Source organism: Microbispora sp. GKU 823 (assembly GCF_002027145.1).
Taxonomy (GTDB): domain Bacteria; phylum Actinomycetota; class Actinomycetes; order Streptosporangiales; family Streptosporangiaceae; genus Microbispora; species Microbispora siamensis.
In genome coordinates this window covers 15,075-33,355 of the sequence record NZ_MWJN01000098.1, presented here as the reverse complement: position 1 = coordinate 33,355, position 18,281 = coordinate 15,075, and the positions used below count along the sequence as shown (strand labels likewise).

Here is an 18,281-nt window from a genome sequence, read left to right as displayed (position 1 = left end):
CAGGACTGGTTGAACAGCGAAAGGGTCAAGGTGGAGTGGTATTCCCCGGCGGCGACGTCGACGGGGGTGCGCAGGGCCAGGTCGGCGTTGACCTGCCAGGTGCCGATCTCGTCGGCGGAGTTGGCCGTCGACACCAGCAGTTCCTGCCCCTTGAGACCCTCGGTGGGCGCTCCGGAGCCGTCGGAGATGACGCTGGAGACCGGCTCACCGGCCGACACCGCCCCGGTGGAGGAGTCGGTCAGCAGGCGCGGCTTCCATCCCAGGTATTCGGGGCCGATGGTCGCCGAGGAGTTGCCGGTCGCGGTGAACTGGCTGGCCTGGCCGACGACCGCCCAGAAGTCACCGGCGGGGATGTCCTCGGGCTTGCGGGTGTCGGTCACCGTGACCGTCGGCAGGGTGCCGACGAACTGGCGGGCGGTGGCGTTGGACCCGTTTTCCTGCAGGGACACACCGCCGTTGTCGGCCACCGTCATCGACACCTGGCCGGGAGTGGTGACGGGCTCGATCTTCACCGACACGTCGATGCCCTTGCCGTTGCCGGGGTCGTCGTCGGCCAGCGCGGGACCGGCCGCGCCGGCGCCGGCGAGCGCGAGGCCGAGCACCGACGCGGCGAGTAGCTGGGTAGTCCGGTTGATTTTCATGTGATCGCTCCAGATATGGGAGGCGGGGCCGGCCGGCGGGTCGGCCGGCCGGCCCCGGGTTGTGCTATGGCGGTGTCCTCGTCGCGTGGACGGTGGTCACCGCTGGTGTGGTCAGCGGCAGGTGGCCGCGGTGTAGGCCGCGTCGTAGGACGTGGTGACCTGCTTGCCGCCGATCGTCGCGGTTCCGGTCACGGTGACCGTGCCCGCGTCGATCTGGGCGGCCCGGGTGTTGAAGGACTGGTAGGCCTGCTTGCCCGGGGCCACGTCGGTCACGGTCTTGGTGCCGAACGGGGTGTTCAGCGTGATCGTGGCCGGCGCGTCACCGGCGTTGACGGCCGTGACCGCCAGGTACGCCGAGGTGCCGATGCAACGGGAGGAAGCGGTGACCGTCAGCTTGACCTCCGGCGAGGACGACGGGTTCGCCGCGAAGGACCAGGAGTCGATCTCGAAGAGGTCCGCGCCCTCGGGTCCGGCGTAGGTGAAGTACACGTCGTGCACACCCTTGACGCCGTCCAGCTTGGCGGTCAGCTTCGTCCACTCGCCGAGCGGCGCGTCGACGGGGATGGTCGCGACCACGGGCGAGGTGCGGCCGTCGAGACGAATCTCGATCTTCCCGCCCGCCACCAGCGGGCGCACCTTGGCGGTGACGCCGGTGGCGCCGTTCTCGCCGAAGTCGACCTTCGCGAGCGACGTCCAGTCGCCGTTGTCGATGTCGTACACCACGAGGTTGGGCGCCTGCGCGCCGAACTCCTCCGACCCGCCGTCGACCTTCTTCGTCGCGATGCCCTGCTGCCAGGCGATCGTCTCGGCCTCGATCACCCGGTAGGGGTCGAGGTTGCGGATCTGCTCGACGCCCTTGTAGTCGCCCTTCACCTCCTTGATAGTGCCGTCCGCGTTGAAGTCGAGCTTGGCGAGGTGCGGGCTGCGGAAGCCCTGGGTGGCACCGCCCGTGATGCGGCTGTTGAGCGTCTGGGCGTGGTAGGTGAAGTAGTACTGCCCGTCGAGCTTGAACACCGACTGGTGGTTGTTGCCGCCGGCGCCGAAGTAGGTGCCGGGGTTGCGGAAGATGATTCCCTTGTACGTTTCGGGCGTCCAGGGGCCCATCGGGCTGTCGGCCATGAGGTAGGCGATGGCGCCGGTCGGCGGGCCGTTCGGGTCGATCGGGCCGCCGAACCCGAAGTTCGACGAGTACGAGTAGTAGTACTTGCCGTCGCGCTTGAACAGGTGGCCGGCCTCGAACACGAGCGGCGCGTCGATGACCTCCGCCGAGCCCTTCGTGCTGATCATGTCGTCGCCGAGCTTGATCACGCGCGTGGACTTCGGGTGGTTCGTGTTCTCGGCGCTGCGCGACCCGTCGTCGCCGCCGCCACCGAAGACGAGGTAACCCTGGCCGTCGTCGTCGACGAACACGCCGGGGTCGAAGAGCCAGTTCTTGCCGTCGGACGCGCCCGGAGTGGCACTGGTGATGAGCAGGTTGCCGCGCTCGTCGTGCCAGGGGCCGACCGGCGAGTCGCCGACGATGACGCCCGAGCCGCCACCGTTGTTGGCGAAGTAGAGGAAGAACTTCTCCTTGCCGTCGACGACCTTGCTCTCCATGGCGGGGGCCCACGAGTTGTTCGCGTAGCGGGCGATGCCGTTCGGGCCCGCGACGGGGATCTCACCGTGGTCGACCCAGTTCATGAGGTCGTCGGACGAGATGACCGTGATCGTGTTGATCCCACCGTACGTGTTGGTGGGGGAGACGCCGTTGGGGCCCGGCTTGTACTCCTGCGTGTCGTTGGTCATGTAGATGTACACGCGGCCGTCGTGGACGAACGCGTTGCCGTCCGCGCCGAACTTGTGCGAGATGAGCGGGTTGCCCTCGCCGGGGTTCTTGCCGAGCGCCTCGATGGTCGTCGACGGCACGAACTCGGAGACGGACACGTCGTCGACCTTGAAGTCCATGAGGTGCGTGTCCGGGGCGGACGCGGGGTTCGACGTCCACGGTGTCTCGAAGAACAGCCTCGCGGTGGTGACGCTCTGCCCCGCCGGAATCGTGAAGGTGCCCTGGATGAGCCCCCACTGTCCGCGCGCCACGGTCACGGTGCCGACGTTCGTGTAGGTCGAGCCGCCGTAGTGCATGGTGGCGAAGAACTGCTTGGTCGCCGGGCTGTTGGGGTTCTCGTACTTGACCCGCGCCGTGATCGCGTACGTCTTGCCGGCCTGCACCTTGCCGGACAGGTCCTGCATCGGGCCGGATCCGGTCGTCTTGCGGTCGGTGACGAGCACGGCGCTCGCGCCCGCGTACGCGTCCGTCGTGGGCGACAGCGTCGCGCCGTCGGTCGCGTTCCCGTTGTTGGTGAACCAGCCGGCGAGGCCGTCCTCGAACCCGCCGTTCACGATGATGTTCGGGGCGGCGGCCTGGACCGGACCCGCCGTCGCGGCGACCGCCGCGGCCAGCATGGCGCCGGCCACCGCCATGGCGGCGACCCGTCGCCGGGTCGTCCTTCGAACGCGTTTCAACACTGAATATCCTCCTTGACCTCAGACTTTTCGGGGACACGGACGCGCCGGGGCGGGTCGGCTCACTGCGGATAGGGATGGGCAGCCGCCCGCCCTGGCGAACGGCGCAGATGCGCGCGACGTGTTAGGGGGGCCGGCCGGCTGGCCGGCCCCGGTTGTGCTACGGCGGTGTCCTCGTCGTGTGGACCGTGGCCACCGCCGGTGCGGTCGGCGGCAACTGACCGCGGTGTGAGCAGCTCAGCGGCAGCCGGCCGCGGGGTAGGCCGCGTCGTAGGACGTGGTGACCTGCTTGCCGCCGATCGTCGCGGTCCCCTTCACGGTCACCGTGCCCGCGTCGATCTGACCGGCCCGGGTGTTGAAGGACTGGTAGGCCTGCTTGCCGGGGGCCACGTCGGTCACGGTCTTGGAACCGAACGGGGTGGTCAGCGTCACCGTCGCCGGCACGCCGGAGTCGTTGACGGCCGTGACCGCCAGGTACGCCGAGGTGCCGATGCAGCGGGAGGAGGCGGTGACGGTCAGCTTGACCTCCGGTGTGGCGGACTTGAGCGTGCCGAGCCGGGCCAGCTGGTAGCTGAGCGCCCGCTCCGGCGCGTCGATCTGGTTCTGGGTGCCGAACTCACCGGCCCGCGCCGCCTTCGCGCCGTCGAGCGCGGCCTGCATGCCGGCCCAGGCGTCCGCCGGGTAGTCGCGCTTGTCGAGCGTGCCGGCGTACGCGATGGCCGCGTCGAGGGCACTGGTGTCCAGCGGCTTGTTCTGCGCGGTCAGCGTGTCGCTGAGCTTGTAGTAGTCGAAGTCGACGTGCCCGCCCTTCTCCTTCGTCGCGTAGTCGAACAGGCCGATCCGGTGTCCCATGAAGTGCGAGAGGCTGCCGTCGAGCGTCTGCGGGCCGACACGGCTGCCCAGCTGGGTCCACTTCAGCCCGTCGAGGCTGTAGTAGAACGTCGTCCACAGCTGCCCGGCGGGCGAGCTGAAGTCGAGGTCCGCCTTCACGTACACCTGGGTCGCGTCTCCCAGCGGCACCGTCGTGCCGGACACGAAGTTCTCGATCGCCGCCTGGTCGATGTCGACCGTGAACGGCTGTCCCCGGTTGACGACGCCCAGCGTGTTCTGGCCGTCGACGCGCTTGACCGCCACGTAGGAGAACCCGCGGTTGTAGGCGGCCAGGCCGGCGACGTCACCGTTCTTCATGCCGGAGATGTCCATCTTGGTCTCGACGGACTGCCGCGGCCCGAACGTACGCTGCGAGAGCGTGTTCCGCGCCTCCTCGAACCAGGTCAGCTCGTCCCGGCCGGAGAGCTTGGTGTAGACGTACTTGCCCGTGACCACCTTGCCGGTCGTCAGCCGCAGCCAGCCGTCCCGGTCCGTGAGCGACCAGTAGCGGTTGTCGGGGGCGTGGTTCCACTCCCAGACGGGGTCGAGCCGCGACCCGTTGGGGGCGATCTCCTCCTTGCTCGGGCTCTCGGTCGTGACCGGCCGGCCGACGATCGAGACGTCGTCGATCAGGTAGTCCACGCTCGACGACGCCGGCTGCGGGTTGCCCCACGGGGTTTCGACGGCGAACTTGAAGTTGTCCACGTTCGCCGACGCCGGGACGGTGTACTGGCCCGTCACCGTCGTCCACTGCCCGGCCGGAACGTTCCCGGACGCCATCGTCTGGACGCCCGCACCCCAGTCCGCCACGAGGTTGAACCGGATGCTGCTCGGGCCCGAGGCGTACTTGATCTTCGCCGACACGGTGTAGGTCACGCCGCGCTGGATCTTCCCGTTCAGGTACTGGTTAGGGCCGGACCCGTTGAGCGTGCGGGTGCTCACCTTCAGCGCCGCGGACCCCGCTGCCGGGTCGGTCGTGTCCCGGCTGAGCGTCGCGCCGTACTGCCGGCCCACGGCGAGACCGCGTCGGACTCGAACCCGGCGTTCTGCAGGAGTTCGACGCCGATGAGCGAGTCGTCGTACGTGGGCGGGTCAGGGATCGTCCACTGCTCGTCCATGTACGCCTTGTGCGGGGCGTCGTTGGCGAAGTCGTCGGAGGCGACCAGACCCTTCTGCTGCTCGAACCTCTCCTCTTCTGGGCTGAGCTTGATCGGCTTGGCGAACGTGCCCTCCACCGGCACGACCCCGTTGTTGCCGAACGTCGGCCAGCCGTCCTGCCAGGTGGCCGGGATGAGCGCCGGGGTGCGCCCGATCGGGAAGTTGTCGCGGAAGAACATGCCGTACCAGTCGGTGCCGCCGTCCTCGCGCGAGATCGGCACGAGGCTGCCCTGGGCGAAGCCGTTGGAGTTGAGCACCCCGCGCGCCTCGTAGGTGTTCGAGCCGTCCGCTGACGTGTAGCGCCCGAGCAGGTCCTTCGAGCGGAACATGGCGACCTGGCGCCCGGAACCGGAGGGCCAGGTGATGACGACCACGTAGTAGTAGCCGTTGATGTGGAAGACCTGGGCGCCCTCGAACAGGCCGCCGATGAACGGCTTGCCGGCGTAGTCCGCCGCCGTGAAGATGTTCGGGTAGTCCTGCGCGATGGCCGTCATGTCGCTGTTGAGGCGCACGGCGCTCGTCCCGCCGGAGCCGTAGAAGATGTACGGCGTGCCGTCGTCGTCGAAGAAGAGCGACGGGTCGTGCAGGGCGCGGCCGAGGGGCGTGCGCTTCCACTTCCCGTTCTCGACGTCGTCCGTGCTGTAGAGGTAGGCGCCGCCGAGGTTGTTGGTGTTGAAGACGACGTAGAACTTGCCGTCGTGGTAGCGCAAGGACGACGCCCACTGGCCCTGGCCGTAGGAGTTCTGCCCGTTGCGGAGGGAGAACGCGTCGCCGATGTCGGCCCGGTCGAACACGTAGTTGACGATCTCCCAGTTCACCAGGTCGTACGACTTCATGATCGGCGCACCGGGGCTCAGGTGCATCGTCGTGCTGATCATGTAGTAGACGTCCCGGTGCTCCTTGTTCTCCGAGGCCGGGACGCGCTCCACGCTGATGTCCGGCACGTCGGAGCGAAGAATCGGCACGGAATACGTGCCGTCACCCTTGTCCGTCGACGTGTACGAGGGTTTGGGGGACCACCCGGCGGCGTTCGCCACACCGCCCGTGGACACGAGACCGGTGCACACGAGCGCGGCGACCGTCGCGAGCGAGATCCCCCGCGACTGCCGGGGGGTCAGTGGGGTGATCGCCGTGCCTCGGCGATTTCTGGGCACGCGGAACTCCTCTGATGGGCGACGTCAGGCAACGCCTGACACGTGGGGTGTGGAATACGAGTGAGCGGTCGGCGTGAGGGCGGGCGGGCTGCCGGCCTGCGGCCGGTCCGGTGGTCCTGCCGGGGAGGGCCGGGGGAGCCCGGAGCGTGAGGGGCCGAGGGTGAAGGCGAAGTCCTACCGGTGATGTGGCGCGAGGAGCGGGGCGCTCACCTCGGGGGGTGCGGGCGAGACGTCCACGAGGCGATCGCTCATGAGGGGCCGGGTTCGTACGGGCGGGTAGGCGCGGAACGTTCCCGCAGGGGATCGGGCGAGCTGTGGCGGGGGCCGCTCTCATGAGTGGGGGGCTCCTCATGCTGTTAGCGCTAACATTCAACTGCGTATGACGGCGGTGTTTCGTGACCGTAGGCGGGCCGGCGTGCACTGTCAAGACTGTCGGACATGCACCGAGGTGGGTAACGTACTGTCCGTAAGCTCGAAAATTACCGTCTTGGCACGTCAAGGAGTGGTCCGCCGGGGCTGATAACAGATTCGACGCGCTTCCGTGATGGAGTGCCGCGGAGAGCGGATGCACGCAGGTCAGCCGGGCTCGCCTTCGCCGGAGCCTACGCGGCGGAGGGGCCTGCGGCGGGGAACCTCGGGGCGCCGTGCGGTCCCGGCGGCCGGTACCGGACGCGAGATCTGGCGGGACGTTCGCCCGGTGTGGTCCGGCGTGCCAGGAGTGCGAAGGGTGGTGTCCGTTGCCGCCGCGGACCGGTGCCTCATGCACCGCCTCGATGGCCCCTTCATGCCGGTATCTGAGGTTTGATGACAATCCGGTGACGTGTCCTCCCGATCGCGATCAAGGCCGTACCATCCTTGATGTACGACGAGGGGAGTGTTGTGGACGAGCGTAAGGCGCCTGCGGGCGTCGACCCGTTTACGCCCAGCGTCGCCCGGATGTATGACTACTACCTGGGCGGCAAGGACAATTTCGCGGCGGATCGTGAGGCCGCCGAGAAGATCATCGAGATTCTTCCCAACCTTCCCGACATCGCCCGGGAGAACCGCGAGTTCCTGATCCGGGCCGTCACCTACCTCTCGCGGCAGGGCATCCGGCAGTTCCTCGACGTCGGCGCCGGGCTTCCGACGCAGCGCAACGTCCACCAGGTCGCCCAGGAACTGGCCCCGGAGTCCCGGATCGTCTACGTGGACAACGACCCCATCGTCCTCGTCCACGCGCGGGCCATCCTCGCCGAGAACGAGCGGGTGCGCGCGGTCGAGGCGGACATGCGCGACCCCGAGGCGCTGCTGCGGCATCCGGAGGTCCGGGAGCACATCGACTTCTCCCAGCCGCTCGCCGTCCTCCTGCTCGGCGTGCTGCACTTCGTCCCGGACGACGACGAGGCCCTGAAGATCGTCACTGCGCTCCGGGGACCGCTCGTGCCGGGCAGCTTCCTGGTCGTGTCGCACGGCTCCCTCGGCGAGCTGAGCGAGGACCAGGAGGAGGAGGGCCGCAAGGTCTTCAGCCGGACCTCCGTTCCCGGCACCACCTCCCGGTCGTACGACCAGATCGTCACGTTCTTCGACGGCCTCGACCTGGTGGAGCCGGGCGTGGTGCCGCTGCACGAGTGGCGGCCGGACACCGACTACCCCTTCGTACGGGAGGGCAAAGCCGGCGCGCTCGGCGGCGTGGGCCAGGTCCGCTGACGCCGAAGCGGGACACCCGGGCTCACGAGGGAGCGGGCAGACCGGCCTCGGCGTGGTCCCAGGCGGTCTCGCCGCCCCGCGGGCGGCAGGTGTTCGCTGCGGCGCACCAGGTCGACCGCCGCGTGGGTGTTCATTCGCTCTCCTGTGGCTGCGTACGGCCCGCGGTGGACTCGCGGACCACGAGCTCGGGCTGGAAAATCACCTGCTGCTGCACGTGGCTGTCGGGGCGGTCGCATTCGTCCGGCAGCAGTTCGGCGGCGATCCGGCCGAGCCGGTGGGTGGGCCGGCGGATCGAGCTGAGCGACACGGGCCGAGGCGGCGCCCTGCTGCCCCTCGCGCGCCGTCATCGCCGGCACCTCCACGGTCGTGATCGCGGTCTCGGGGGCGAGGCCGGCGACAGCAGGCGGCCTGCCCCGGCGCCCTGCCCCCGCTCCACGCACTGCCGGATCGAGCGCGGGCCTGCCACGTAACCGATCTGCCGCTTGCCCAGGCCCAGCAGGTGGGCTGCGGCCGTCGCGGATCCCCGCGCCGCGCAGGTCCTCACCGCGTCCTTCTCTGCAGTCCTTCGCTGTGGGCCAGGCCGGGGGTCCGGGTCCGGGTCCGGGTCCTGGGGCCGGGTCCGGCGGGCCAGGTCCGGGGGCCGGTCTCCGGCGGCTCGGCGCGCCGCTGTAGCCTGCCGCCCGTCGCCCGTTTTGTCACAACTCGTCCTATGCATCCAATATCGTCCGAGCATATTGACCACTCGTAGGGGGAAATTGCATGACCACGCCGGTTGAGCAGCTGCTCGAACGCGCGCACCTGCTGGGAGCCGATCCCCGCAACACGAACTTCGCCGGGGGCAACGCCTCGGCCAAGGGAACGGCCCTCGACCCGGTCACCGGCTCCGACGTGGAACTGATGTGGGTGAAGGGATCGGGCGGCGACCTCGGCACGCTCACCGAGGCCGGCCTGGCCGTGCTGCGGCTCGACCGGCTGCGCGCGCTGACCGGCGTCTACCCGGGCGTCGAGCGCGAGGACGAGATGGTCGCCGCCTTCGACCACTGCGCCTTCGGCAAAGGTGGGGCCGCGCCGTCGATCGACACCGCGATGCACGGCCTGGTCGACGCGGCGCACGTGGACCATCTCCATCCCGACGCGGGGATCGCCATCGCGGCCGCCGCCGACGGCGAGGAGCTGACCCGGCGCATCTACGGCGACCGGGTCGTCTGGGTGCCCTGGCGGCGGCCCGGCTTCCAGCTCGGCCTGGACATCGCCGCCATCAAGGACGCCAACCCTCAGGCCGTCGGCTGCATCCTGGGCGGGCACGGCATCACCGCCTGGGGCGACACCTCCGCCGAATGCGCCGGCAACTCCCTGTGGATCATCCGCACCGCCGAGGCGTACATCGCCGAGCACGGCAGGCCCGAGCCGTTCGGACCGGTGAAGCCGGGCTACGAGCCGCTACCGGAGCAGGCCAGGCACGAACGGGCGGCGGAGCTGTTCCCCGTGCTGCGCGGCCTGTGCTCGACCGACGTCCGCCAGGTCGGCCACTACACCGACACCCCCGAGGTGCTCGACTTCCTGTCCCGTGAGAGGCACGGGGACCTCGCCGCCCGGGGCACCTCCTGCCCGGACCACTTCCTGCGGACCAAGGTCGCGCCGATGGTGCTCGACCTGCCCGCCGGCGCGCCGCTGGAGGAGGTGATCGGCCGTCTTGGCGAGCTGCACGCGGCCTACCGTGAGGACTACCGCGCCTACTACGAGCGCAACGCCACCCCTGCCTCGCCGCCACTGCGGGGTACGGACCCGGCCATCGTGCTGGTGCCGGGCGTCGGCATGTTCTCCTTCGGCCGCGACAAGCAGACCGCCCGCGTCGCGGGCGAGTTCTTCTGCAACGCGATCAACGTGATGCGCGGCGCCGAGGCGCTGTCGGCCTACGCGCCGATCGAGGAGGCCGAGAAGTTCCGCATCGAATACTGGGAGCTGGAGGAGGCCAAGCTGCGCCGCCTGCCGGCGCCCAAGCCGCTGGCCACCCGCATCGCGCTGGTCACCGGCGGCGGCTCGGGCATCGGCGCGGCCACCGCCCGCCGCCTGGCCGCCGAGGGCGCCTGCGTCGTGGTCGCCGACCGCGACCTGGCCGCCGCGGAGAAGGTCGCCGCCGAGATCGGCGCCCGCGCCCACCGCCCTGCCGACGTGGCCGTGGCCGTCCAGGCCGACATCACCGACGAGGCCCAGGTCATCGAGGCCGTACGGCAGACGGTGCTGGCCTTCGGCGGGGTCGACCTGGTGGTCAACAACGCCGGGCTGTCTCTGTCCCGCTCCCTGCTGGAGACCACCGCCGACGACTGGGACCGCCAGCATGACGTGATGGCCCGCGGCTCCTTCCTCGTCTCCCGCGAGACCGCCCGCGTCATGGTCGAACAGGGCATGGGCGGCGACATCGTCTACATCGCCTGCAAGAACGCCGTGTTCGCCGGCCCGGACAACGTCGCCTACGGCGCTGCCAAGGCCGACCAGGCCCACCAGGTGCGCCTGCTCGCGGCCGAACTCGGCGAACACGGCATCCGCGTCAACGGCATCAACCCCGACGGCGTGGTCCGCGGCTCCGGCATCTTCGCCTCCGGCTGGGGCGCCGACCGGGCCGCCGTGTACGGCGTGCCCGAAGGCAAGCTCGGCGAGTTCTACGCCCAGCGCACCCTGCTCAAGCGCGAGGTGCTGCCCGAGCACGTCGCCGCCGCCGTCTTCGCCCTCACCGGCGGCGACCTGTCCCTCACCACCGGCCTGCACATCCCCGTCGATGCCGGAATCGCCGCAGCCTTCCTACGCTGAGCCGGTGCCGTCCGATCCCGCGGTGCCGTCCTCGGAGGACACCGCGGGTGGGCACGGTCGGCGCCGTACGATCAGGCCGGACGGTGGCCGTGGACCTTGTGTTTCTTGTGCGCGTGACGACGTCGCTGATCCGTGGCCGAACGCGAGTCATGCCAGGCGGGGTAGGACTTGTGCCCCCAAACCGGCCAGTCGTCGTCCTTCTTCTGCAGGGGCACGACCAGGGCGAACGCGCTGTCGTTCTGCGTGTGCGCACCATACTGGCTGTACCAGTGGCGCATGCCCTGCTGTATCGCGTCAGTCCAGCTCTGCTGAGCGCCCTGCTGCGCGGGGACGTGATCGGTCGTGTGGGGCTTCTGCGGGTCGTGCGGCACCGCGGCCGGCGCCGTGACATGCAGGGCGGCGGCGGACGTGCGAGTGGACGGCGCTGCGGGCCTCGGCGCATGGGTGAGCGTCCGGCCACCGGTAGGCGTCGGCGTGACGTCGGGTTCGCGGGTGGGCGTGGCGGTGGGCCTCCCCGTCGGCGTATGCGTGGGGTCGTGTGTCGGAACCGGTGTCGGCGTGGGCGTGGGCGTGGGCGAGCCGGCGACGCAGTCGAGCGTGGTGCCGAACTGGAAGTCGTGGATCTCGCCGCCGTTGTCGTCCTGCGTGCCGTGGGTGAGCCGGTCCACGATGACGTTGCCCTCGATGTTGGAGGCGTTCTCGTCGATGAGCGAGGCACCCGGAGCGTAGACGGTGCCCTCGACCGTGGCCCCGGAGCCCGCCGGCAGCGTGATCTCCTTGGCGTCGGGGAAGTTGACGAGGACGTAGCGTGCCTCCGGGCCGCCGATGCCCGAGAAGTTCGGCGGGGCCCAGGTGTAGACGCCGTTCAGGGCGCTCGTGTCCCCGGACCGGGTCTTCGTAGTCGCCGGTGGCATTCAGCCGGTTGTTCACGAGTGCGCCGTTGTTGTCGCGGTCCATGACGACCGTCCCGCTCAAGTCGCCGACCTTAACGTAACCCTGCTGCAGGACCGTGACGCGTCCGGTGCTCTGCGCGAAGCCGATCCGGCCGCCCACCACCAACGCTGTGGGCCGGGCATCGCCATCGTCGACGTACGTTTCCGGGTTGTCGGCCGCGACGCGGTAGTCGCCCCGCATGATGAGGTCCCCGCCGACGGCCAAAGTCCCCTCGTTCTCGTTGCTGACCACTGTGGCGTCTCCCCGGACGACGACCGTGAACCCCAGGTTCCCGCCGATCGGGTCGATCGGAGCCTCCAACCGCACCGGCTCCGCCTCGTGAAGTAGTACAAAATTCATGAAATAAAAATCTGTTACATCTCTTTCACGAATTGTTCGGCAAGTTGAAATCTGCACTTGTTTCGCGATGGATAATGCGCTTCGTTTCCTTTTGGCGACACCCGGTGGCCCTGTACACCAGGGGCAATGGAAAAAACAATAACGACAAATGTGATCGAAGCCACATGGTTGCGTGTATTTACCGATATCGTGGCCGCGCCGGGCCGGCTTCCACTGAAACCGCTTTCTTCGCATGAAGCCCGCTGCGGATCCATGATCACGAAGGGTGTGGACAAAAGAATCTCGCAAAATTCACGATTCCGCGCAGAAGCCTAGCGTGGTCGGCGTAGTGATCAACTCGACCACTCGGGAGACAACCCTTGCGGAGATCATCCCTGGCCGTCGTCGTCACGACGGCGCCCTCCTCGGTCTGCCCGCCGTGTCCGCCGCGGCACAGACCGTCCCCTCAAGCCCCTCGAACTCCTCTGCCCCCTCGGCTCCCTCCGGTCCTTCCGCGGCGTCGGGAGCCGCCGCGGAAGGCGACCACACCGTCACCCTCGTCACCGGCGACACGGTGAAGGCGCACCTGGAGAAGCACGACCTGCGCGTCCTGTCGGTCGAGCCGGGTGAGGGACGTACGGGCATCACCTTCGCGGTCACCGACCGCGGCGACCAGGTGTCGGTGGTCCCGTCGGACGCGGCCCCCCTCATCCGCGCCGGCCGGCTCGACCCCCAGCTCTTCGAGGTGGGCACGCTGATCGCGGAGGGCTACGACGACGCGCACAGCCAGACCATCCCGGTCATGACCACCTATCCCAAGAGCAAGACCAGCGAAAACGCCGACCAGGCCGACGCCGCGCTCGGTTCGGCGGCCAAGCGTCGGCACGCCTTCCCCCGCCTGGGTCTCAGCGCGTTCGCCATCGGCAAGAAGGCCGCCCCCGACGGCTGGCGCGGCCTGACCGGCGGCTCGGCCACGCCGAGCACCCTGCGCGGCGGCGTCACCAAGCTGTGGCTGGACGGCAAGGTGTCGGCCGGTCTCGACCAGAGCGTCCCGCACATCGGCGCGCCCACCGCGTGGGCGAGCGGATACGACGGAACCGGCGTCAAGGTCGCGGTGCTGGACAGCGGATACGACACCGACCACCCCGACCTGCAGGGCAAGGTCGTGGCCTCCGCCGACTTCACCGGCAACGCGAACGGCGTCGAGGACGGCAACTCGCACGGCACCCACGTCGCCTCGACCGTCGCCGGGTCCGGCGCCGCCTCGGGCGGGCTGTACAAGGGAGTCGCCCCGGGCGCGAGCCTGGTCGTCGGCAAGGTCCTCGATGACGACAACTGGGGCACCAACTCCGGGGTCATCGCGGGGATGGAGTGGGCGGTCGGCGAGCAGGGCGCGAAGATCGTCAGCATGAGCATCGTGAGCGACCCGAGCTACAGCGTCTACGCCGACCACCCGGTCGCCCTGGCGATCAACAGCCTGACCTCGCAGTACGACGCGCTGTTCGTGGTCTGCTCGGGCAACTACGGCCCCGGCACCTCGACCATCAGCTCCATCGGCGTCGCCGACAAGGCGCTGACCGTGGGCGCGGTGGACCTGACCGACACCGTGGCGGGCTTCTCCAGCCGCGGCCCAGTGGGCGCCCGGGGGCTGAAGCCCGACATGACCGGGCCCGGGGTGGACATCACCGCGGCCGTGCCCGGCGGTGGCTACGGCACGATGAGCGGATGCTCGATGGCCACCCCGCACGTCGCGGGCACGGCCGCGCTCGTCAAGCAGCGCCACCCCGCCTGGGGCGCGCAGCGGCTGAAGGACGCCCTGATGGGAACGACCGCGGCCGCCGCCGGGTCCAGCCCCTACACGTACGGCACCGGCCGGGTCGACGCGGCCCGCGCGGTGAGCCAGCAGGTCACCGCGAACCCGCCGAGCGCCGCCCTGTCGGTCACCGCCGCCCAGCCCACGGCCACGCAGACCGTGACGTACACCAACGACGCCGCCACCCCGGTCACGCTCAACCTGGCCGCGTCGGCCACCGACTCCACGGGTAGCACGCCCGCACCGTCCGGCCTGTTCACCCTGAGCGGCAACCAGGTGACGGTGCCCGCCAACGGCACCGCGCAGGTCACCGTGACCCTGCACCAGGTGAACAGCACCACCAGCCTGTACGGGGGCGTGCTGACCGCCACCTCGACCGGTGGCGCGTCGGTGCGCACCGCGCTCGGCGCGAGCATCCAGGCGGCCTCCACCACGACCACCGTCCGCGTCCACTACAACCCGGGCGCGGGCAACCGGATCGCCCTCCGCGGTGACACACCCCTGAGCTGGACCACCGGCCAGGACTGCGTCAGCAAGGCGGCCGACCTGTGGGAGTGCGGGGTCAACGTCCCCGTGGGGCAGCAGTTCTTCTACAAGCCCCTGGTCAACGACAGCCTCTGGTCCACCGGCTCCAACTACTACGGCGTCGGCGGGCAGACCTACGACATCTACCCCAGCTTCTGAATACCCGCAGTGACGCCCTGCCGGCCGTGGCCGGCAGGGCGTTCGCGCGTCAGTGCCCCGGCTCGCGCAGCGCGTCCGAGATGGACTTGGCGCCGCGGTGCGCGGTGTAGCCGCCGTCCACGGGGGATTTCCGCGCCGGTGATGTACGACGACTCGTCGGAGACGAGGAAGACCACCAGCGGGGCGACGTCCTCGACCGTACCGGCGCGGCCGAGCGGAGTCTCGGCGAGGTTGGCGGCCCGGAACGCGGGCGAGGCGGAGGCGGTCATCTCCGTCTCGATGAACCCGGGATGGACGGTGTTGACCCGGATGCCGCGCGGGCCGAGTTCCAGGCTGGCGGCGGCGGACAGGCCGCGCAGGGCCCACTTGCTGGTCGTGTACGCGACCGGGTAGTGGGCGGTGAGGGCGGCGGCCGAGCCGACGTTCACGACGGAGGCGCCGCGCGGCATCAGCGGCAGCAGGTGCTGGATGCCGAGCAGCGGCCCGGTGAGGTTGACGGCGTGCACACGGGCCAGGTCGGCGGGGGTCACCTCCTCCAGCCGGGCCCGCCAGGTGATCCCCGCGTTGTTGACCAGGCCGTCCACCCGGCCGTACGTCTCCCGGAGCCAGGCGGCGAGCTCGGCCCAGGAACGTTCGTCGGCGACGTCGAGACGCCGGTGGACCACGCCGTCGAGAGGCCGCCGGGGCTCGGTGAGGTCGGCGGCGACGACGTGCGCGCCCTCGCGGGCCAGGGCGGCGGCCTCCGCCGCGCCCTGACCCCGGGCCGCGCCGGTGACCACGACGACCTTGCCGCGCACGCGGTCCATCGAAGCTCCTCTCAGGGACGGTTCCGGGGCCGCACGCGGGCCGGGGGGATGGGCAGCGGCTCGGCACCGGCGACGACGGTGTTGCGTACGGCGCCGATGCCCTCGACGGTCAGCTCGACCACGTCGCCCGGCCGGAGCGGGGGCGGGTCCTGGCGGCCCCGCAGGCCCCACAGCTCGGCGAGGCATCCGCCGTTGCCGCAGGTGCCCGAGCCGAGCACGTCGCCGGGGCGCACCCAGGTGCCGCGCGAGGCGTAGGCGACGAGGTCCTCAAAGGGCCAGCTCATGTTCGACAGCAGGTCGCGGCCGACCTCGGCGCCGTTCACCGACGCGGTGAGCGCCAGGCGCAGGAACCCGTCGCCGTCCCGGTACGGCTCCAGCTCGTCGGCGGTGACCAGCCACGGGCCGAGCGTGGTCGCGGTGTCCTTGCCCTTGGCCGGGCCCAGGTTGACCCGCATCTCACGGCTCTGCAGGTCGCGAGCCGACCAGTCATTCATGATCAGATAGCCGGCGATGTGGTCGCGGGCCGACTCCGGGGTGAGGTCGCGGCCCTCGCGGCCGATCACGGCGGCGATCTCCAGCTCGAAGTCGAACGCCCGGCAGCCGGGCGGCAGCGGCACGTCGTCGTACGGGCCGACGACGGCGTAGGGATTGGTGAAGTAGAACGCGGGGGCGTCATACCACGCGTCGGGCACCCCGCTGCCGCCGTCCACGCTCTTGCGCACGCCCTCGACGTGCTCCTCGAACGCGACGAAGTCCCGCACGGTGGGCGGCCGGAACGGCGCATGGAGGCGCACGTCGTCCAGCGGGATCGGGTCTCCCGTGAGATCCGGCGCGTCGTGGAGCCGGTCGTCCGTGAGAAGGTCGAGCAGGCCCACCCCCTCAGGCAGCGGCCGGACCGACCTGTCCTCCACGATGCCCGAAAGCACGCGCCCCCGGTGGGTGAAGGTGGCGATTCGCATCAGACCACCCCCGTCAGACCGGCGGTGCGACGAAGACGCCGCGGTCGACGTCGTTGAAGGACTCCTTGGCCACCAGCTCGTTCATCGGGTTGGCGGTGCCCCACTGGTCGGTGACCTCGGGCTGGGAGAAGTCGTAGACGTGGGGGTGCCAGGCGTCCTCGTCCAGCTCCTCCAGCTCGGTCGTGTACTCGACGGTGTTGCCGTGGGGGTCGAGGAAGTAGGAGAAGGTGTTGTCGCCCGCCAGATGCCGGCCGGGCCCCCAGATCATCCGGACTCCGGCGCGCAGCAGGCGGCCGGTGCCGTACATGTACTCGTCCAGGCCGCGCATCTCGAAGCTGATGTGGTGCAGGGAGGCGTGCGGGCCGCGGGCGATGGCCATGCTGTGGTGCTGGGGGTTGCACCGCATGAAGTGCATGACCTGTCCCATGCGGGGGTGGGCCAGCGTGTCGGACAGCGCGAATCCCAGGTGGGTCTCGTACCAGACGCGGGTGGCGTCGATGTCGGGGGAGTTCAGCACGACGTGCGACAGCCGTACGGGGACCGACTCCTTGGGCTCCAGCCTGCGGTGGGCCCGTACGGCGATGTCGGCGGAGACCTCGATCGTGCGGCCGTCGAGGTCGAAGAAGCGGAAGCCGTAGCCGCCGCCGGGAGTGGCGAGCGGGCCCGGCTCGCTGACGAGCGTGACCCCCGCCGCGCCCAGCCGCGCGGCCAGGGCGTCCACGTCGGCGGGGGTGGCGGCGCCGAAGGAGACCAGGTCGAGCCGCTTCTCCTCCGACTTGCGCAACCGGACGACGTACTGCTCGGGTGAGCCCTCGGCCGCCAGGAAGCTGATGCCGGAGTCGTTCGCGACCTCGGTCAGCCCCCAGACGCCGGAGTAGAACTCCCGCTGCGTGTCGTAGTCGGGCACGGCGAGATCCACGTGCCGCAGATGGGTGATCAGTTTCATGCGATGTCCTTGATATCGAACAGGTGGAGGGCGTTGCCGCCGCGGACGGCGTCGAGGTCCCCGGCGTCCGGCAGTGCGCCGCGCAGCCGGTCGAGCGGGTCCTCGACGCCCATGTCGAAGGGATGGTCGGAGCCGAGCACGACCCGCGAAATCCCGGCCGCCTCGACCAGGGCGCGCAGCGCCGCGGGGCTCGTAGACGAGGGAGTCGAACCAGATCCGCCGCAGGTAGGCGCTGGGCGGCTCGGCGCAGCCCCGCGCCTCGGGCCGTACGTGCCAGCCGTGGTCGGCCCGGCCCACGTACGTGGGCAGGTAGCCGCCGCCGTGCGCGGCCAGCAGCCTCAGGTCCGGATGCCGGTCGAGCACACCGGAGAAGATCAGATGGGACAGCGCGACGGCGTTCTCCACCGGCTGGCCGACGATGTTGGACAGATACCAGTGGTCCAGCCGCTCGTCCAGCGTGCAGCCGAACGGGTGGAGGAAGACGACCGCGCCGGTCGCCGCCGCGTGCGCCCAGAACGGCTCGTACGCCGGGTCGGACAGCTCGAGGCCGGGTGCGTGGGAGGAGATCTCCACGCCCTTCAGACCGAGGCCGAGCGCGTGGTCCAGCGCCTCCACCATGAGTCCGGGATGCTGGAGCGGGACCAGGCCGAGGCCGTGCAGCCGCCCGGGGGCCTGCGCGCAGTGCGCGGCGGTGTGCTCGTTCGCCAGCCGCCACACCGTACGCGCCAGACTGGGGTCCGCCCAGTAGTGGTAGTGCGACGGGGACGGGCTCACGATCTGCACGTCCACCCCGGCGCGGTCCATGTCGGCCAGCCGTGCCGGCACCCGGGTGAGCCTCGCGAGACGCTCGGAGATCATGCGCCCGGAGACCTCCAGGGACTCGGGGCCGTTGCGGCGCGCGTCCAGCTCCCGGTGCTCCGCGTGGCCGGGCCGCCCGGCGACGGCCTGCTCGATCTCCGGCAGCAGCACGTGCGCGTGCGCG

12 protein-coding genes and 2 pseudogenes are annotated in these 18,281 nt (G+C 70.3%); 3 read left to right on the top strand and 11 right to left on the bottom strand.

The annotated features are described in order from the left end of the window. The 4 genes from B1L11_RS35230 to B1L11_RS48935 form a co-directional block, all read right to left on the bottom strand. Nucleotides 1-641: hypothetical protein (locus tag B1L11_RS35230; protein WP_079319642.1), on the bottom strand; the 641-nt coding region annotated here is incomplete at its 3' end. A gap of 111 nt (nt 642-752) precedes the next feature. Then, nucleotides 753-3,146, bottom strand: a complete 2,394-nt coding sequence (locus B1L11_RS35225) for a family 43 glycosylhydrolase (protein WP_079319639.1) — start codon at nt 3,144-3,146, stop codon at nt 753-755. Nucleotides 3,147-3,380: 234 nt separating this feature from the next. Further along, nucleotides 3,381-5,027: a carbohydrate binding domain-containing protein gene (locus tag B1L11_RS48940; protein ID WP_218671507.1), complete on the bottom strand. Its 1,647-nt coding sequence runs from the start codon at nt 5,025-5,027 to the stop codon at nt 3,381-3,383. Continuing rightward, nucleotides 4,958-6,325 carry a glycoside hydrolase 43 family protein gene (locus tag B1L11_RS48935; protein WP_218671506.1) on the bottom strand — a complete coding sequence of 456 codons (1,368 nt, stop codon included), beginning with the start codon at nt 6,323-6,325 and terminating at the stop codon, nt 4,958-4,960. Before B1L11_RS48935 ends, B1L11_RS48940 begins: the two co-directional genes overlap by 70 nt. A gap of 858 nt (nt 6,326-7,183) precedes the next feature. Here B1L11_RS48935 and B1L11_RS35215 point away from each other — a divergent pair. Continuing rightward, a complete protein-coding gene (locus B1L11_RS35215; protein WP_079319638.1) occupies nt 7,184-8,011 on the top strand; it encodes an SAM-dependent methyltransferase in 828 nt (275 codons plus the stop codon). Nucleotides 8,012-8,141: 130 nt separating this feature from the next. Here the strand turns inward: B1L11_RS35215 and B1L11_RS35210 are convergent, their stop codons facing one another. Then, nucleotides 8,142-8,318 carry a substrate-binding domain-containing protein gene (locus tag B1L11_RS35210; protein ID WP_143737766.1) on the bottom strand — a complete coding sequence of 59 codons (177 nt, stop codon included), beginning with the start codon at nt 8,316-8,318 and terminating at the stop codon, nt 8,142-8,144. A gap of 452 nt (nt 8,319-8,770) precedes the next feature. Here B1L11_RS35210 and B1L11_RS35205 point away from each other — a divergent pair, with 452 nt between their 5' ends. Continuing rightward, nucleotides 8,771-10,819, top strand: coding sequence for a bifunctional rhamnulose-1-phosphate aldolase/short-chain dehydrogenase (locus B1L11_RS35205; protein ID WP_079319637.1), 2,049 nt, complete (start codon nt 8,771-8,773; stop codon nt 10,817-10,819). A 71-nt stretch (nt 10,820-10,890) separates the two neighbouring features. Here the strand turns inward: B1L11_RS35205 and B1L11_RS35200 are convergent, their stop codons facing one another. Beyond that, nucleotides 10,891-11,733, bottom strand: coding sequence for a collagen-binding domain-containing protein (locus tag B1L11_RS35200; RefSeq protein ID WP_079319636.1), 843 nt, complete (start codon nt 11,731-11,733; stop codon nt 10,891-10,893). A gap of 19 nt (nt 11,734-11,752) precedes the next feature. Further along, nucleotides 11,753-12,112 (bottom strand): annotated as a pseudogene (locus B1L11_RS55450) (collagen-binding domain-containing protein); the annotation flags it as partial. Between the two features lie 316 nt (nt 12,113-12,428). On the opposite strand from B1L11_RS55450, the gene B1L11_RS35190 reads away from it, so the two are divergent. Beyond that, nucleotides 12,429-14,588 carry a S8 family serine peptidase gene (locus tag B1L11_RS35190; protein ID WP_143737765.1) on the top strand — a complete coding sequence of 720 codons (2,160 nt, stop codon included), beginning with the start codon at nt 12,429-12,431 and terminating at the stop codon, nt 14,586-14,588. Here B1L11_RS35190 and B1L11_RS35185 read toward each other — a convergent pair. The 4 genes and pseudogenes from B1L11_RS35185 to B1L11_RS55440 all read right to left on the bottom strand — a co-directional run bounded on the left by B1L11_RS35185 (nt 14,573) and on the right by B1L11_RS55440 (nt 18,268). Then, nucleotides 14,573-15,394 (bottom strand): SDR family NAD(P)-dependent oxidoreductase, encoded by an 822-nt coding sequence (locus B1L11_RS35185; RefSeq protein WP_218671505.1) that lies wholly within the window; start codon nt 15,392-15,394, stop codon nt 14,573-14,575. The genes B1L11_RS35190 and B1L11_RS35185 overlap by 16 nt on opposite strands. Nucleotides 15,395-15,405: 11 nt before the next feature. Further along, on the bottom strand, nt 15,406-16,353 hold the full coding sequence (locus B1L11_RS35180; protein ID WP_079319634.1) for a fumarylacetoacetate hydrolase family protein: 948 nt from the start codon (nt 16,351-16,353) through the stop codon (nt 15,406-15,408). Between the two features lie 13 nt (nt 16,354-16,366). After that, nucleotides 16,367-17,299: a VOC family protein gene (locus tag B1L11_RS55445; protein WP_079319633.1), complete on the bottom strand. Its 933-nt coding sequence runs from the start codon at nt 17,297-17,299 to the stop codon at nt 16,367-16,369. Further along, nucleotides 17,296-18,268: pseudogene (locus B1L11_RS55440) on the bottom strand (amidohydrolase family protein). Before B1L11_RS55440 ends, B1L11_RS55445 begins: the two are co-directional and overlap by 4 nt. Between the last annotated feature and the right edge of the window lie 13 nt (nt 18,269-18,281).

Coding starts and splice junctions, on each gene's coding strand:
- B1L11_RS35205 (WP_079319637.1), top strand. CDS start 8,771: ATGACCACGCCGGTTGAGCAGCTGCTCGAACGCGCGCACCTGCTGGGA.
- B1L11_RS55445 (WP_079319633.1), bottom strand. CDS start 17,299: ATGAAACTGATCACCCATCTGCGGCACGTGGATCTCGCCGTGCCCGAC.
- B1L11_RS35180 (WP_079319634.1), bottom strand. CDS start 16,353: ATGCGAATCGCCACCTTCACCCACCGGGGGCGCGTGCTTTCGGGCATC.
- B1L11_RS35215 (WP_079319638.1), top strand. CDS start 7,184: ATGTACGACGAGGGGAGTGTTGTGGACGAGCGTAAGGCGCCTGCGGGC.
- B1L11_RS35185 (WP_218671505.1), bottom strand. CDS start 15,394: ATGGACCGCGTGCGCGGCAAGGTCGTCGTGGTCACCGGCGCGGCCCGG.
- B1L11_RS35200 (WP_079319636.1), bottom strand. CDS start 11,733: ATGCCACCGGCGACTACGAAGACCCGGTCCGGGGACACGAGCGCCCTG.